Origin of the sequence: Rheinheimera mangrovi (assembly GCF_003990335.1) — a bacterium.
In the GTDB taxonomy this organism is placed as follows: domain Bacteria; phylum Pseudomonadota; class Gammaproteobacteria; order Enterobacterales; family Alteromonadaceae; genus Pararheinheimera; species Pararheinheimera mangrovi.
This window is the reverse complement of sequence record NZ_CP034683.1, coordinates 2,159,173-2,175,020: the sequence shown is the minus strand read 5'-3', so window position 1 is coordinate 2,175,020 and position 15,848 is coordinate 2,159,173. Positions and strand designations below refer to the sequence as shown.

The window sequence follows — 15,848 nt, the reverse complement described above, 5'->3', positions numbered from 1 at the left end:
CGCCTGTCTGACAAGAGTTGTTATGTTACCTTTTTCCCGCTTTGAAGCAAAAACCATTCTGAAGTTATCTGGCCCTATTATGCTGGCTCAGCTGACCCAAACCATGATGTTTGTCATCGATACTATTATGGCAGGTCGCGTTAGTGCACTGGATATGGCCGCTATTGCTGTGGCTTCCGCCATTTGGCTGCCTATTATTCTGACCTTACAGGGGCTATTACTGGCACTGACTCCTATTATTTCTCAGCTCTATGGCGCGAAAAACCATAAGGCTATTCCGCATAATGCGCTACAGGGTTTTTATCTGGCGATGGTACTGGCGACTGTCATAGTGATAGCTATGCAGTATATTCACCTGCCACTGCAGTATTTGTCGATGGAAGACAACCTGCGTGCCAAAGCAGTCGATTATCTGGTGTATGTCAGTTACGGCGTTTATCCGGCCGCTGGTTACATGATCTTCCGTAACCTGTTTGAAGGTATAGGCAATACCAAAGCCACCATGTGGATAGCTTTTGTCGGTATTCTGGTAAATATTCCTGCCAACTATGTGTTTATTTACGGCAAGCTGGGTATGCCGGCTTTAGGTGGCGCAGGTTGCGGTGTAGCGACTTCTTTGGTGTTTCTGGCGATGTTTATAGCCATCACTATTTATGCCTTCAGAAGCCGTAGCACAGCGCTTTATATGAAGAAGCCAGACAACCTGAAACCCAACAGCAAAGATTTATGGCATATCATCGCTATAGGCACGCCCATCGCCTTTTCGCTGTTTTTTGAAGTGACTTTGTTCTCTTCTATCCCGCTGATGATTGTGCACTTAGGCCCTATAGTGGTGGCCGGTCATCAAATTGCGAATAACTACAGCGCTCTGGTCTTTATGTTGCCTATGAGTATGGGTATGGCAACGACCATACGGGTCGGTCATCTGGTTGGCAGTAACGATGTACAGGAGCTGAAAAAAGCCGTATCAACCGCAGTACAATTGGCGATGATGATGGCGGTTGGCATAGCACTGGTGACTTATTTTGGTCGTTTTTTAGTGGCATCACTCTACTCTGCCGATCCTGCGGTATTAGCTGTTGCGACCTCTATTTTAGTCTTGGCCTGCTTTTACCAGATCTCTGATGCGATACAGGTGGTGTCAGCTTGTGCCTTACGTGGCTTAAAACATACCAAACCTATCTTTTTTATCACCTTTATTGCCTATTGGCCGATCGGTTTTGGTTTAGGCACTGTATTAGGTTTAACCGACTGGATTTTGCCTAAGATGGGCGCTCATGGCTTTTGGATTGGTATTATTGTCGGTTTATCCTGCGCTGCTGTGATGTTGGCGCTTATTCTGAAAAACCAAATCAGGCGATTAGAAGATGGCAAAATTATACAGCAGCAACAGGCTGCATCATCTCACTAAACTACTGAGCTTGATTGCTGTTGTTTTTGTGGTTACTGGCTGCAGTGATCCGGCTCAATCCCTGATGGACGACTATGCCAAACGGCTTGGTCGTACTTTGGCTCTAGAGCTACAAGACCCAGCCCCGCTTGATTTAAAGCCACTTCCTTCCATCACAGCAACCAGAGCCGATATAGCAGAAACCAGCATTAGTCTGGTTGAGTTAGTAGCAACCCGCTCTTGTGGTCTGGATTTATTGCTGGGCGAGCGTAATAGCAGTCTGGGTAAGGTCATGCCGCCAAGTCAGCGTTTAAAGTACGAACTGGCGTTTCTAAAGCAAGTGCACCCTTGTTTAACTAACCCTGATATAGCACCCGACTTGCAGCAAAAACTTGCTGTTATTGCCTCTGACAAAGCCAGACAAATTGATAAACATTGGCAAAATTTTTTGCAGCAAGATGAGACTTTACGTCAACAACTACACCCCTACCGCAGTTTGTCAGAACCAGACTCAGCCGCTGGCGTGGCTGAAACAATGCAAGCCTTACATTCCTTGCTTGCGCTGCAACAAAGTATTGCTCAGCAAAACTGGCAGCAGGCAAGTAGCATCAATCCCGAACAAGCGTTAGAAGTTTTATACAAAGCCAATACGCTAAGCCAGTTGCAACAAAGCCTACGCTTTAGCCAAAACTGGCTGCACAGTTTAAATCAACAGTTAGAACAGCTTGATTTAAAAGTCCTATGCCCTGTCGGTAAACCCACAGATAAAGCAGAGATTTTGAATACCATTTTGCTGCAGTATTTTATCGGCAAAGTACAGCTGTATCTGGCGCAGCTGGATGGTGCTTATCAGCAGTTGTATCCGCTGTTAGAGCAGCTATATCAGGATACAGCTCTGGCTCAGCCTATTCAGCAACGCTTCGAAGTGCCCAATACAAAATTAAAAGCAGAGCTAAAACGCCATGTGATTTGGTGGAAAGCAGTACAGCAGCATTGCCCTAAATCGTAGGCACGGGACGTAGGGGTGGGGCTTGTCCCCACCCGTCTTGACGATACCGCGGTGTTGTATCGCAAAACACCACGGTACAGATGGACGGGCCGGGACGAGCCGCGGCCCCTACGGCACCCGCCCGTTACTGAAGCCTCAAGTACAACGGGCTTGCCCCTAAGTAATTGATGTTGCAGCGAGGCGGCAAGGGATTGAGACCCCAGGAGCATAGTTGCCTATGCGACTGGGGCGAAGCTTTTAAAGTAAAATCAGGCAGCCAACAAAGCTGCAGCTTCAAAGTACAACGGGGATTACATTTCGATATATTGAGGCCAGCCTAACAGAGGGTTTAGCATGCCCTGCTTATGCTCATACGCATCACGACGCTCTGGTGATGCATTTTCTGCCAACAGCTTTTTATAGCCTTTGGCAAACTGCAAAGTGCGCACTAGAGCGGCATGGAAATTTTCTCCCAGCTCCACAGTCACAGCTTCTGAAAAACCAGCAGGTAATAAGCTAAGCACCTGATCGGTATGAGCTTTGATAAAGGTTACGTCAAACCATTCATCGGCTAATTCGATATCGCGTAACCGTTGCTTTAAATCCTGTTTCACCTTGCCACCTTTGGTACAAAGGCGATACAGCACCACTTCAGCCAACATATCTTCCAGGTTGAAGTGCTCGAACGGGTCCAACTGGGTATGGTAGAAATAGGTTTGTTTCACCACACTGATGGCCTGACGACGACGTGATTCGCGCAGCGCATGCTGATATACAGCCACGCCGTGCCACTCTTCAATGTCCGGTGGACTAGCGATGTCCTGCAGCAACTGCTCTTCTACTTCGCCATAGAGCGATTTTCGATTGGGCACTTGCTGGCTGACCTGCGACAACATGCTCCAGCCTTTTTGAAAAGGTTTAACTATTCCCTCAGGGCTGATCAACAAAGCTAAGGCTTTATCTAAATCATGATCTGACAGTTCTGCCAGACCCAAACTTGCCACACCAATAATGTCGTGGGCCGCTTGCTCCAACAAATGCATTTTGTATTTGTTGTAAAACTTATCGGCAAACTTCAGGCTCATCAGCACAGCTTTGCTTTTCAGTTGTTCCAGCTGTGTTTCTGAAAGTTTTTGCTCAGCTTTAGCGTAATTCAGCACCTTAGTTAAAAAAGGTCCCTGATTGGCATCCCGCACCACTAACTGCATAACTTATCCTTTGCCTTAATCGAGGAAACTAAACATATCATCCACTTCAGCATATTCGTCTGTGGCCTGATTTTTCTCTTTAGCTTGCATCACCAGCTCAGCAGCAAACTTATTGATAATGTGCTCCCAGCCTGAATTTTCGTTACGCACCAGGTTTTTAATCGCCTGCTCTACAGCAGGAGTCAGCTGGCGAATAAGGGCCAATAAGCTGCGCGGATCGTCATAACCTAAACCATGCACTTCTTCGTTCAGATGACGTTCGGTGTAGCTGATGGCTTCTTCTAAATCTTCTTCTTCCTCGTGCAACAAATCGTGCACTTCGTCTTCATCTTCAACCACTTCGCCGCGGTACAGCTCGATAAAAGGAATAGACAAATAAAACAGGCCTGCCGGGTCTTCAGCAATAGCTTCAAGAATTTCAGCCTGCTTGGTTTCGCTGTCCTGAGTACGAATAAGGTAAGTTAAAAAATCAAAGGTATGCTGCTTTAAATCTTCCGCATTGTTTTTGATTTTCTCTTCCCAGTACAACGGCTGCTGGCAGACGATGTCGCGGATTTTTTCCGGTGTCATCAGCTCGGAAATAATGGATGGGAAGGAAATATCGTGCTGGCTGTTAATTTGAGTCAGGGTCACAATATCGATATTTTCAATCACTTCAACCAGTTGCGCATCCGACATGGTGTTGGCCATCAGCTCAAACTTTTTGCTGGCTTGTTTTGGCTCAACAATGGCGAGTTCTTTAATTTCCGCAACGGCAATTTCAATCAGGTTATTCATTAGCGGCCTTCCCTGTTAAAGGTGATTTCATCGTATTGGTCATCGTAGCCTTCTTCTTCATCGTCCTGACCTTCGTAATCATCATCCGCATTGTGACCAAAAGAAGAGTCATCCGTATCTTCGTCGTCTTCATCACGCGGATCGCGTGGACCAGGCGCTGCAGCGACGTGCTTGTTCAGCATAAACAACACAGCACAACTTTCGATCAGTAACTCTTCGTTAAATTCCCGTATGGTTTTTACCAGCGGTAAATCGGCATTATTAAAAGCCACGGAGGTTTTAAATTCGTCCCACACAGGCATGGTGTTTTTGGAAAGCCAGGCTGCCCATTTCAGATTGGCTTCAGGGGTGAACTTTACCCGGCCATACAAAGCTACAGGCAGATATTCAGGCACCGAATGCAACATCTTTGGGTCTGCCTGCAAAATGCTTTTTATTTGGGCGGTAAATTTTTCCAGCGCTTTTGGCGTATCCGGATCGTTATAAGATTCAATGTTCTCGTAAGCGTCAGTTTTTAACGCTTCTAAACGGTTTTTGTCGAATGTTTTGCTCATAAGTTTTAACCTTTTACGGACGGGTAATAACTATCCCACAGCTCTTTCATCGCTGCGGTCGGGTCCGGCACTATCACATTATTAAAATCTTTAATAAAAGCCGCGCGTTTTTTAGCGTCTGACAATACATCATAGGCTTCTTTTACCCGTTGTAATTGGACGCCTGCCTGCTCTTTTTCATCATCAGTTAAATTAAGCAGCTTATCCGGATGATATTTATTGGATAACCTCTTGTAGGCTTTTTTAATCTCGTCTTCATTGGCGCTGGCTTTTACGCCCAAAATGCGAAAATAATTAATCATTCAAAGTCCATTGAGTTAAAAACATAAGCGCAGCTTTTAGCAGATCAAGCCAGACGCTAAAGTACGGCGATTCTAACAGAAAATTGTGCTACTGCAGCAGCTCAATCAGTGTGGGATCAGAGCTTTTAACACTTCAATGTCAGCAGCTGAAACACCAGCCTTGCTAAAATGCTGCGGCCAGCTTCGAATAAGCAGTTCAGCTTCTGCCACTATCTGCCTGGCTTTGTTTAGCTTTAAACCAAAACGGCTGCATTGGCTTAAGGCGTTTTCCACTGTACCGGCACGGCCAAAGTCTCCTAAGCCCATTGCATGCTGGCGCGAATTATTCACAGGCACCATGTCGTAAGCTGGCGACAAGCGCCAGTGTTTGCTGGTCAAATCCAATAGTAATGCATGGTTGCGGCCATGATCGTCTGTATTGCCTACCAGCAGATTAAACAGCATGCGCCGAAACAGTTCTTCACTGTCTGAAGGCTCAATACTGTACTGACGTAAAATTTCAGCCAAAGCCGGATAACCATAGCTGATTTTTAAACTCAGCTCCGACACTTTTTGTTCAGAAAACAACGATTCAGCGCTGATAAAATGAGAGTGGATCTGACTGGCACTGCGATCAAAACGCTCGATCAGCAGAACATCCTCAAAGCCAGTTTGCACCACTTTGCTGTGCGCCACCCGAATCCCAAACTGCTGTGCCAGTGTTAAAGTGGCGTGTTCAACTCTGGCCATATTCACCAAATCATCGGCTTTGTTAAATTTAACCAGATACAACCTATCGCCGTCCTGCACAGAAGATTTAGGCCGGGCGCCGCCCATGCTGATGCCATACTCCAGCGCTTTTTTCGCTTCGGCACTTAAACTGTTGTGGGCCAACAGATCATTTTTACTTTGGGTCAGGCTCTGTAGATCAGCAAACTGGTTTTTAGCAATTTTCTTTTTCGCCTGATGCCGCGACAAGCTAAAAGCTAAGGCACCTACGCCTTCACCACTGCCTGCCAGTAAAAAATCGACTTCATGTTGAGGTTTAGTGCTATGCAGCGACAACATCAGTTTACGACCCCAGCTATCAGGAGCTGCATCAGACAAGACGCCAAACACGGCTTTTGGCAAACGACAGATAAACTCTTGCTCAGATAAAGGTAAATGCAAAGGGTCCAGCGGAAAGGCGTCAGGGCGTTCTAGCCAGGATTTACCGTAACGAAAGTAGCCTGTACCTGAAGCCAGATCGAGCTCAAATACAGCACAGATCACAGCATCAGCCTGCAGGCCTTCAACAAACACATAACAACGGGGGTTAAGTGGATCAGAAATCATTATCCAGCCTCTGGACCGGATGCCGAAAACGCTGTCGTTGCTGATCCTGCTCTTGCTGGCTCAGCCAGTCGCCAAAAGAGCCTGCTAATCCCAGCACCAGCATAGCCTGTAGATAAGTACCCACAGCCACCTGGGCACTGCCATTTTCCAGTGCAGATACAGTAGAACGTCCCACGCCTAAACGTTTGGCAAACTGACTTTGGCTTTCGCGTTCAGCACGGCAACTCTGAATTAAAGTGCCCCATTGTTTTAGAAGTAAATCAATGGAATTATGCATCATATAGCAGTCATTAAGTGATTAATGACTGCTATAATAGACAAATATCTGAAATTGGTAAAGCAGAAAGGTTCTGTAGTGACTAGCTGTTCATCCACTGCTGAACAGCAGAAACCAACTCATCAGGGTGGAACTTGGCAATAAACTGATCGGCACCAACTTTTTTCACCATGGCTTCGTTAAAGACACCACTTAACGAAGAGTGAAGAATGATATGCACATGGCGCAGATGTTCATTGGCTTTCACTTCGGCCGTTAGGGTATATCCATCCATTTCAGGCATTTCGATATCAGAAATAATCAGTGGTACTTTGCCGGAGATATCACCACCCAACTCCTGCGCTTTAGCTTCCAGCCAGTTCAGTGCCAGACGACCATCATTCACAGTTTCAACATTGATACCTATGGTAGACAAGGCTCGTTTCACCTGATTACGGGCTACTGCTGAATCATCTGCCACTAATACGGTTAAATCTTTGAAGTCTGCATTTTTGGCTTTTTCTTTCACCGACTCACTGACCGTTTCATCAACTGGAGAAATTTCAGAGAATACTTTCTCTACATCAATAATTTGCACCAGTTTTTTATCAACTTCAGTTACAGCAGTTAAATAATGCGTACGACCTGCCCCGTGAGGCGGAGGTAAAATTTGCTCCCAATTGACGTTGACAATGCGGTCAACGCCTCCAACTAAAAAGCCCTGAGTATTACGATTGTATTCAGTCACCAGAATAAAAGCATTGGATAAATCGGAGATAGGTTTGCCGCCAGTCGCCTGACTTAAGTCGATGACGGTGACCGGAACGCCCCGTAAATGCGCTATACCGCGCACATGAGGATTAGCTCCAGGTAGTTCACTGAGTTCAGGGCAACGTATCACTTCACGCACTTTGAACACGTTGATGCCATAAGGCTGAGGCCCATGCAGACGAAACATTAAAAGTTCGAGGCGATTTTGACCGACAATATTGGTGCGTTGGTCAACTGAATTCATCAAACTGGTCATAGGGTACACCTCTTCAACTTAAATTATGTCGCCCGTGCAGGCTTTTAATAACACCACTGGATGTCTGGCTTGGTTAACCGACTAAATATAGGATTTACTTAAGTATTTTTTACTAATTCCTGATTATTATACACACAAAGCTTCAGAACAGTTTTGACTACAATCATGAATCACTGCTTAAAAAATGAAAAATACGATAAAAACTAAAAATTAGCAACAGTATGCAAACAGATTAAAAGCACCTTGAACAGAATAATGCCAACTCGTTATTAGCATAGCTGGCATACAAAAGATAAACAGCGGAAAACAAAGAAACTTTAACGCAGTAAATCAACACAATGCTCAGGATTTAACACCTCTTTGTCCCGAGTTTTAATTTATCCTGCAAAAGCCTTTTGTTTAATCGGTAACTTGAGCATCACTGAAGTCTGAGTGGGATCTGATAACCAACTGACTTCCGCGCCAATAGCCTGAGCTCTGTGCAGCTGACTAGCCAGGCCACGGCCTCCATTGTGCAGCGCTTCATTCAATTCAAAGCCGCTGCCATTGTCCGTAATTTTTACCAACACAAAATCTTCAACCTGGCTGGTCATCAGAGTCACTTCTGTTGCCTTGGTATGCTTAATAATATTAGTGAAGGCTTCTTGTAAAATGCGCAGCACGTGCAATGAGCTTCAGGGATCAAACAAGCTCAGCTTGCCGCAGCCTATGCGCTGAAGCTGGATGCAAATAACCTGGAATCTTTACAGAAACTGAGTCAACGCCTTACTCAGTGGCAAACCTCCTACCAGTCAGGTGATACTGTGGTGACGCCACAGCTGACAGGCTCAGCCCCCCCCTTTATCTCTCCCCGTTACAGCAGCTTTTGCTGATGCCACGTCAGGGCCTTTGGTCTATGTCTGGTTTGATGGAAAGTGAAGTGATTTCAGGCAGCTCTGGCGTACCACTGATTAAAGATATCCCTGGTATTAAAAACCTGTTTTCGAAAAGCACCAGGCAGTCATACAAAAAGTCAATCCTGATCCTGATCACTCCCAGACGAGTGCCGAGTTATGACAGAACTCTGCAAGGTGCTGAAGCAGAGCAAATCAGGGCCCAAGAACCGCCGGAAACCATCCGCCAGCTGCGCCAGTTTGCTCACCAAGAGCTTCATCAAAAATGGCCGCAACTGGCCGCGCATATTCAGCCTATGTCCCGCAAAGTTCGCGCTTTTAACGCCAGAGCAAAAGATATCCAACCTTAAACCAGCACGACTTGACGTAATCATTTTTGAGTTTTTTCAATGGATAAAGCCACATCTTCACTGAAGCGAGTGCTCATCCTGCCAACAACAACCGGAGTTACATAATGACTAACCTGAAAAAGAATCTGACCTTAACTTTAGCTGCAGTGCTTTTATAAAGATCTGAAAGCCACCTGCAATACACTTCCCTTCCCGCAATTTTTACACTCCGAGTTCAATTTGTTTTAAGCTGTGGCTGTCAGAACAAAAACCATGGAACTTACAATGAAAATCAAAGCATTAAGTCTGCTGACTTTGTTAGCTTGCTCCGGCCCGGTGTGGGCGGATGAGCAGTATTCTTACACTATTCTGGTCGACAATGGTGTCAAAGCCGGCGAGCAGATTGTTCATGTGGATGACGAGGGTGAAATCAGCGTCCGCTACATCTTTAAAGACAACGGCCGTGGCCCTGAACTGGATGAAAAAATCAGTTTAAACAAAGAGGGATTTATTAAGGATTATCAGGCCAAAGGCAATACCACCTTTGGCTCTGTCATTAACGAAACCTTTAAAGTGACAGGCATTGACGCCAGCTGGAGCACAGGCAAAGAACAAAGCAAAGCCAGGTATCAGCAAAACGCCTTGTATCTGCCGGTAGACGGCTCACCTTACCTGTCGTCTATTGCGATAGCTGCTATGGCCAAAAGTGGTAAAAACTCTTTACCTTTATTACCAAGCGGCACTTTAACTCAGGAGGTTGTCAGCGAACTTATAGTTGATAACGGTGGTGAAAAGCAGCAAGTGCAGTTATTGGTGCAAACCGGCGTAGGTTTTGAGCCAAATTTTGTCTGGGCTACCCAAGGTGAAAATCCGCGGATGTTTGCTTATTTGATCCCAGGTTACCTTACTCTGATTGAAGAAGGCTGGCAGCAGAATGCCAAAGCTATGCTTGATATCCAGCAAAAAGCTGAAACGCTTTTACTGGAAAAGCTGGCGCTATTGCCGAAAAAACTCAGAGGCCTGACGATAGTGCGCAATGCCCGTATCTTTGACAGCCAAACGCTGAAACTAAGTGCCTCAAGTGACATCTATCTGCTACGCGGCAAAATCACCAGCATAGTGCCAGCAGGTTCGCTACAAAGCCCGGTTGAACATGAAATTGATGCAGCCAACCGTATTGTATTGCCAGGTCTGTTTGATATGCATGGTCACCTTTCACGTTGGGAAGGCCCGCTGCATTTAGCGGCTGGTGTCACCACCTTGCGTGATATGGGCAATGACAACGCTACTTTGCAACAAATGATCGATGAAATCGACACTGACAAACTACTGGCCCCGACCATAGTGCCTACTGGTTTTCTGGAAGGTGAAAGCGCCTTTTCCGCCCGCAATGGTTTTGTCATCAAAGATCTCGCTGAAGCAAAAAACGCCATCGACTGGTATGCAGCTCATGGTTATCCGCAGCTGAAAATCTACAACTCTTTCCCGAAAGAAATACTCAAAGACACTGTGGCTTATGCTCATAGCCGTGGATTAAGAGTCAGTGGCCATGTGCCGGCATTTTTAAAAGCTGAAGATGCAATAGCTGCAGGTTTTGATGAAATTCAGCATATTAATCAGTTAATGCTGAATTTCCTGGTCAAGCCTGACACTGATACCCGCACCTTAGACAGGTTTTATCTGCCAGCTAAACAAGTGGCAGATCTGGATTTAAACGGCAAAGCAGTACAGGACTTTATCCGTCTGCTAAAAACCAACAATCTAACTGTCGACCCAACGTTGGCGACTTTTGATTTCCTGAAAAAAACCGATGGCACAGTAGGTGAACCATGGCGCGCCATAGTCAAACACCTGCCACCTGATGTTCAGCGTTCTTATGCCCGTGCCGAGTTGGATATACCGGATGAGGCTACTGCACAACGTTATGCCACTTCCTACGCCAAAATGGTGGAGTTTGTCGGCATGATGTACAAAGCTGGTATACCTGTGGTTGCAGGTACAGACGAGCTGGCAGGTTTTACTTTGCAAGGCGAACTGGAGTTATTGGTGAAAGCAGGTCTGACGGCTGCTGAAGCTTTGCAGGTTGCCACCTTAAACGGCGCCCGTTATAGCAAGGTAGAACAGCATAAAGGCCAGATCAAAGTAGGTTTTGATGCCGACTTATTGCTGGTAGACGGCGATCCAACTAAAAACATAGCGGATATCCGCAAACTGGCGTTGGTGATCACTCAGGGCAAAGCTATGGTGCCAGCCGATTTATACCAAAAACTGGGTGTAGAACCTTTCGTGAAAGACCAGGTAAAAATCCGCGACTTTGATACAGACAAAGGCCAAGGTGGTGGCAAAACCAAACAAGGTCACCGTCATTTGCATTAACAAAACCTTATAGCAGCCCCATAAAAAAGCCTCTGAAAAACTCAGAGGCTTTTGTTTCTTACCTGGCGGATTTCACCTGACAACCATGCAGGGCGTAATACAAAATCATTGCATAACAAGGCAACAGCACCACATAGCCTGCTATGGCACCCAAGTGTTGGGATAAAGCACCGTACAACAGGGGTAGTAAAGCACCACCTGCTATGCCCATAATCAGCAGGGCTGAAGCTTTGGGTGTCAGTGAACCTAAACCCGCCAGTGCCAAAGGCCAGACAGCAGGCCATACCAACGCATTGGCCAGGCCTAACAAAGCCACCAGACTGATCGGATCCGGTAATAGCGGAATACCAGCCCAACCCCATAACAGTGCAGAAATGCCTGTGTTGCCGGGTTCAGAGACCAGAATACTCACTGATAACACCAAACCTAAAGCAGCAGATAGTGCCAATGCCTGACGCTGCGACAACACCTTAGGGACCAGCAACAAACCCAGACTATAGCCCAACACCATAAAAGCCATAGTATAAGAAGCTAAAGTAGTAGCGCCCTGAACATTGAGTGCAGAACCTAATAAACCTATGGTATCCCCTGCTATCACTTCTACCCCGACATAACAAAACAAAGTCACAACACCTAACACCAGATGACGATGTTGCCAGATGGATGTTTCGCTGCCATCGCTGCTGACTGGCGCTTCTTCTGCCGGTAAATCCGGTAAAGCCGAAAAACGCAGTCCCACAGCCAAGAGTAAAATAGCCACAGCAATACCTGCATAAGGAGCCATCAGCTGTGAGGCTAACAGCGTTAATTGCTGCTCACGGTCTGCTTCACTTAACAGCGCCAGACTATCCGCCGTGATATGGCCTAAGTCCTGTAATACCAGCCAGGTAAATACCAAAGGTGCTAATACACCTGCGCTTTTATTCAAAATACCCATTAACGAAATACGGGCTGCAGCAGAATGTTCTGGCCCTACCCGCACTAAATAAGGATTTGAAGCGGTTTGCAGCAAAGTTAAACCCGAACCCACCACAAACTGCGCCAGTAAAAACACGCCAAACTGCTGGCTGTAAGCCGCCGGAATAAATAAAGCGCAGCCCAAAGCAATCAACCCCAGACCAATAGACATGGCGTTTTTATAGCCCGACCAGGCCAGCACGCGAGCCATAGGTAAAGCCATCACTACGTAGGCAATATAAAAACTAAAGGCGATTAAAAGTGCCTGAAACTCGCCCAACTGGCACACCAGTTGTAAAAACGGGATCAACGCGCCATTGAGCCAGGTAATAAAACCAAACATAAAAAACAACACGCCGATAATGATGATCGGCTGCAGACTTGATGAGTTGTCTGACGAATGGTCTGATAGGTTTTGAGTTACTTTACTCATAGAGCTTCCTTTTTATTATTCTGTTGTTCCACGCCGTGCAGCCAGCAGCGCTGCATGTTCAGATTATTGTCTAACAGCAACATATTGGCTACAGCGCCAGCTTGTAACTGCCCCATATCATCCAGCCCAACTAAGCGCGCCGGGTTGGCACTTAAAGCCTTTAAACCAGCGCTTAGCGGCAAGGCTAAGTCCTGACAAAAATGCCGCAAGGCTGTATTCATATCAAGGGCTGAGCCTGCCAAAGTACCTTCAGGTAAAGTTAGTTTCAGGCCATCCCGCCGGATTTCTGTCTGCAAATAAGGCAATACCTGCAGCTCACTGCCGGTATGGGCCATCGCATCTGTCACCAGGATCAGTTTGTCTTCGCCTTTGCACAAAGCCGCAATACGAGCCGACAGTGGATGCACATGTAAATGATCCAAAATCAAACCACAATACACCTGCGGGCTGGCCAACGCAGCCCCTACCATACCGGGTTCACGGCTGGTCAGTGGTGACATCGCATTAAACAAATGGGTAAAACAGCGGGCTCCTGCCTCTATAGCGGCCTGAGCTTGTTCTGCAGTGGCAGCCGAATGCCCCAGACTCACCATAACGCCTTGAGCCACAAGCTCGCGAATTTGCTCCACAGGCACAGTTTCGGGCGCAACTGTCACCATCACTTTGCCTATGTCTTTACGACACATCAGCTGCATTTCTTTATCCGACAAAGGCCGTATTTGCTCTGCAGGATGAATACCCCGGCGAGCAACTGATAAATGCGGGCCTTCAAAATGAATGCCCAGCACCGTATGCAGTGGCTCTGGCAAGAGTTCAGCCACAGCATCAGCAGCATTTTGCATCACCTGCAAACTGTCGGTGATCACTGTCGGCAACATGCCAGTAGTGCCAAAGCCAAGATGAGCTTTGCTGATGGTTTTTAGCGCTGTGATATCAGGCAACTGGTTAAATAACACCCCGCCGCCGCCGTTGACCTGAATATCAATAAAACCAGCACAAAGTAAGCCTTGCAACTGGGGCTGAAGCTGTGGTTTTACGCCGGATTGCAGCGAAATAATACGGCCCTGTTGCCAGTCCAGCCGCACATCCTGCTGCAGCTCTTTGCCATCAAAACAATGCGAAACATAAATGCTGTTCATAAGGTACTGGTCACTTTGTTCAGGCCCACAGGCGCATCCGGGTTCTGACCAAGTGCCACAGCCACAGCCTCAATATCCAGATAAAAGCGTTGCATCAGCAATAAAGGCTGTAATCGTGGGTGAATAGACTGCTGTGCAGCATTTAAAGCCAAGGTCAGAACCACACCACCACGTTTTTTCACTTCTGCTATCTGGGCCTGATGTGCTTCGCTACTTTCATCATTTAGCTGCACATTTATCAGCGTCAAAGGCTGATTCAGTAACGAAATAGGGCCATGTAAAAACTCAGCACTGCTGAAGGCTTCCGCCTGGATACCACAGACTTCTTTAATCTTGAGTGCAATTTCTCTGGATATGGCGTAACCAAAAGCCCGCCCTAACACCACACAATGACGCAGCGTTTTGATGTTATCTGCATGCAGCTGGGCTGGCTGTTCTGTCACTAATTTTAAAGCCATAGGCAATGTATCTAAAGCATCCAGCAGCTCTTGGTCTTGCTTCCAGTGCGCGACCAGTTGTAGCAGAGCAGACAAGGTACAAAGGTAACTTTTGGTCGCTGCTACTGCTTTTTCAGGCCCTGCCAATAACGGAATGGCATAGTCTGCTAAAGCGGCCAGTGGCGAGCTGATGTCATTCACCAGCGCCACAACTAAAGCGCCACTTTGTTTGGCCGCCCGGCCCTGTGCCAATAAATCTTCACTACGGCCCGACTGGGAAATCAGCAGCACCAATGCCTTATTCAGCTTTAACTGCCTTGAGAATAAACTGGCCACTGAAGGCGCAGCAGCAGCCACAACCACACCTAATTCCACTTCAATCAGGTAACGGGCAAACACACCGGCGTGGTCTGAAGTGCCACGGCCGACCATATAAACAAAAGCAGGTTCGAAGTCTCGGATCTTCTCAGCCAGTTGCTGATATAAGGCATTGTTACTCTGATTCTGTTGTTGAATTTTTTGCCAGCTTGAACTGGCTTCTTCCCGCATCAATGTCATGCTGCTTTCTCCGCAAAAAGCTGTCGGGCCAGCGCCACTGCGCCGACCTCAGGTGGGCCCAGCACAGGGCTGAGCTGTTGTTGTAAGTCTGTAGGTAATAAGTCGGCTAAAAATGGAGCCAGACCGCCAATCATGGCGACTCGGGGAGCTGCGGTATTAAGCAATCGTTTTAATAACGCCTGAATATAATCCAGACCTCGCCTGGTAATATCCAGCGCATGCGGATCAGCCAGTTGCTGATACCTTAAGACCAGCGGCGCTAACTGGGCATAGTCCGTTGCTTTGTAGCCTATGCAGCAGCTGATTAGATCAGTATTGCTACGCACACCTAAAGTCCGGCAAATGGTTTTAGTCAGCTCTGTTTCATCTGTTAAGCCATCCAGGCTATCCAGAGTGGCGCACACCGCCTGCCAGCCAAACCAGGCCCCACTGCTTCTGTCACCAAGTGGAAAACCCTGGGCACTAAATAAAAACTGCTGATTGCTTACCGTCGAAAAAGCCGCTGTGCCTGTGCCTGTGATTAAAATAGCGCCATCCCGCCCGGCGTGAGCCCCCAGGCAGGCAATATGTAAATCTGTGGTCACAGTCAAACTGGCAAAAGGGTGAGACCAATGTTGCATCTGGCTTTGCACACGAGGCACATTCACTCCAGCTAACCCCATCACCACATGACAATAAGCCAAAGCTGCGTTGGTATAACCGGCCTGTTGTACCACCTGCTGACAAGCCAGCAGTATAGAATCCACCGCCACAGCAAAATCCGTCGCCGGATTAGCAGGCCCTGTCACGGCTTCGGCCAATAAGGCACCGCTTCTGCTTTCCAGTCTGGCTTTACATTTAGTGCCGCCGCCATCCACACCAATAAAAAGTGGTTCGTGTTGCGTCACTGTTTTTTGCATCTGTTGTATCA

Annotated in this window: 16 protein-coding genes; 4 read left to right on the top strand and 12 right to left on the bottom strand. The window is 47.0% G+C overall.

Translation table 11 applies throughout. The annotated features are described in order from the left end of the window. Positions 1-22 precede the first annotated feature (22 nt). A complete protein-coding gene (locus EK374_RS09765) occupies positions 23-1,411 on the top strand; it encodes an MATE family efflux transporter (protein WP_127022611.1) in 1,389 nt (462 codons plus the stop codon). After that, positions 1,368-2,399: a DUF3080 family protein gene (locus EK374_RS09760; protein ID WP_127022608.1), complete on the top strand. Its 1,032-nt coding sequence runs from the start codon at positions 1,368-1,370 to the stop codon at positions 2,397-2,399. The genes EK374_RS09765 and EK374_RS09760 overlap by 44 nt, the downstream gene beginning before the upstream one ends. A 290-nt stretch (positions 2,400-2,689) precedes the next feature. Here EK374_RS09760 and atcC read toward each other — a convergent pair whose 3' ends face one another. The 8 genes from atcC to EK374_RS09720 form a co-directional block, all read right to left on the bottom strand. Beyond that, entirely contained in the window at positions 2,690-3,586 is an 897-nt protein-coding gene (atcC, locus tag EK374_RS09755; RefSeq protein WP_127022605.1) for a cold adaptation protein AtcC, read from the bottom strand. 15 nt (positions 3,587-3,601) lie between these two features. After that, positions 3,602-4,363: a cold adaptation protein AtcB gene (gene atcB, locus EK374_RS09750; protein ID WP_127022602.1), complete on the bottom strand. Its 762-nt coding sequence runs from the start codon at positions 4,361-4,363 to the stop codon at positions 3,602-3,604. Beyond that, positions 4,363-4,917 carry a cold adaptation protein AtcA gene (atcA, locus tag EK374_RS09745; RefSeq protein ID WP_127022598.1) on the bottom strand — a complete coding sequence of 185 codons (555 nt, stop codon included), beginning with the start codon at positions 4,915-4,917 and terminating at the stop codon, positions 4,363-4,365. Before atcA ends, atcB begins: the two co-directional genes overlap by 1 nt. Before the next feature lie 5 nt (positions 4,918-4,922). After that, complete coding sequence (atcJ, locus tag EK374_RS09740; RefSeq protein WP_127022595.1) at positions 4,923-5,219, bottom strand: cold adaptation protein ActJcold adaptation protein ActJ; 297 nt, start codon at positions 5,217-5,219, stop codon at positions 4,923-4,925. Positions 5,220-5,324: 105 nt separating this feature from the next. Then, on the bottom strand, positions 5,325-6,533 hold the full coding sequence (locus tag EK374_RS09735; RefSeq protein ID WP_127022592.1) for a type II toxin-antitoxin system HipA family toxin: 1,209 nt from the start codon (positions 6,531-6,533) through the stop codon (positions 5,325-5,327). Continuing rightward, positions 6,523-6,813: a helix-turn-helix domain-containing protein gene (locus tag EK374_RS09730; protein ID WP_127022589.1), complete on the bottom strand. Its 291-nt coding sequence runs from the start codon at positions 6,811-6,813 to the stop codon at positions 6,523-6,525. The genes EK374_RS09735 and EK374_RS09730 overlap by 11 nt, the downstream gene beginning before the upstream one ends. A 79-nt stretch (positions 6,814-6,892) precedes the next feature. Beyond that, positions 6,893-7,816, bottom strand: coding sequence for a chemotaxis protein CheV (locus tag EK374_RS09725; RefSeq protein WP_127022586.1), 924 nt, complete (start codon positions 7,814-7,816; stop codon positions 6,893-6,895). A 377-nt stretch (positions 7,817-8,193) separates the two neighbouring features. Then, a complete protein-coding gene (locus EK374_RS09720) occupies positions 8,194-8,478 on the bottom strand; it encodes a sensor histidine kinase (RefSeq protein ID WP_325049728.1) in 285 nt (94 codons plus the stop codon). A 209-nt stretch (positions 8,479-8,687) separates the two neighbouring features. On the opposite strand from EK374_RS09720, the gene EK374_RS09715 reads away from it, so the two are divergent. Both EK374_RS09715 and EK374_RS09710 read left to right on the top strand, forming a co-directional pair. After that, positions 8,688-9,059 carry a hypothetical protein gene (locus EK374_RS09715; RefSeq protein WP_127022580.1) on the top strand — a complete coding sequence of 124 codons (372 nt, stop codon included), beginning with the start codon at positions 8,688-8,690 and terminating at the stop codon, positions 9,057-9,059. A 264-nt stretch (positions 9,060-9,323) separates the two neighbouring features. Beyond that, positions 9,324-11,414 carry an amidohydrolase family protein gene (locus tag EK374_RS09710; RefSeq protein ID WP_127022577.1) on the top strand — a complete coding sequence of 697 codons (2,091 nt, stop codon included), beginning with the start codon at positions 9,324-9,326 and terminating at the stop codon, positions 11,412-11,414. A gap of 58 nt (positions 11,415-11,472) precedes the next feature. On the opposite strand, the gene EK374_RS09705 is transcribed toward EK374_RS09710, so the two are convergent. The 4 genes from EK374_RS09705 to EK374_RS09690 are packed head-to-tail and all read right to left on the bottom strand — an operon-like array spanning position 11,473 to position 15,837. Beyond that, the gene (locus tag EK374_RS09705) at positions 11,473-12,804 is read right to left on the bottom strand and encodes a sugar MFS transporter (protein ID WP_127022574.1); all 1,332 of its coding nucleotides are present in this window, start codon (positions 12,802-12,804) and stop codon (positions 11,473-11,475) included. Next, complete coding sequence (gene nagA, locus EK374_RS09700) at positions 12,801-13,943, bottom strand: N-acetylglucosamine-6-phosphate deacetylase (RefSeq protein ID WP_127022571.1); 1,143 nt, start codon at positions 13,941-13,943, stop codon at positions 12,801-12,803. Before nagA ends, EK374_RS09705 begins: the two co-directional genes overlap by 4 nt. Further along, positions 13,940-14,938, bottom strand: a complete 999-nt coding sequence (gene nagB-II / locus EK374_RS09695; RefSeq protein ID WP_206099328.1) for a glucosamine-6-phosphate deaminase NagB-II — start codon at positions 14,936-14,938, stop codon at positions 13,940-13,942. Before nagB-II ends, nagA begins: the two co-directional genes overlap by 4 nt. Continuing rightward, positions 14,935-15,837: a BadF/BadG/BcrA/BcrD ATPase family protein gene (locus EK374_RS09690; protein WP_127022568.1), complete on the bottom strand. Its 903-nt coding sequence runs from the start codon at positions 15,835-15,837 to the stop codon at positions 14,935-14,937. Before EK374_RS09690 ends, nagB-II begins: the two co-directional genes overlap by 4 nt. Positions 15,838-15,848: the final 11 nt, after the last annotated feature.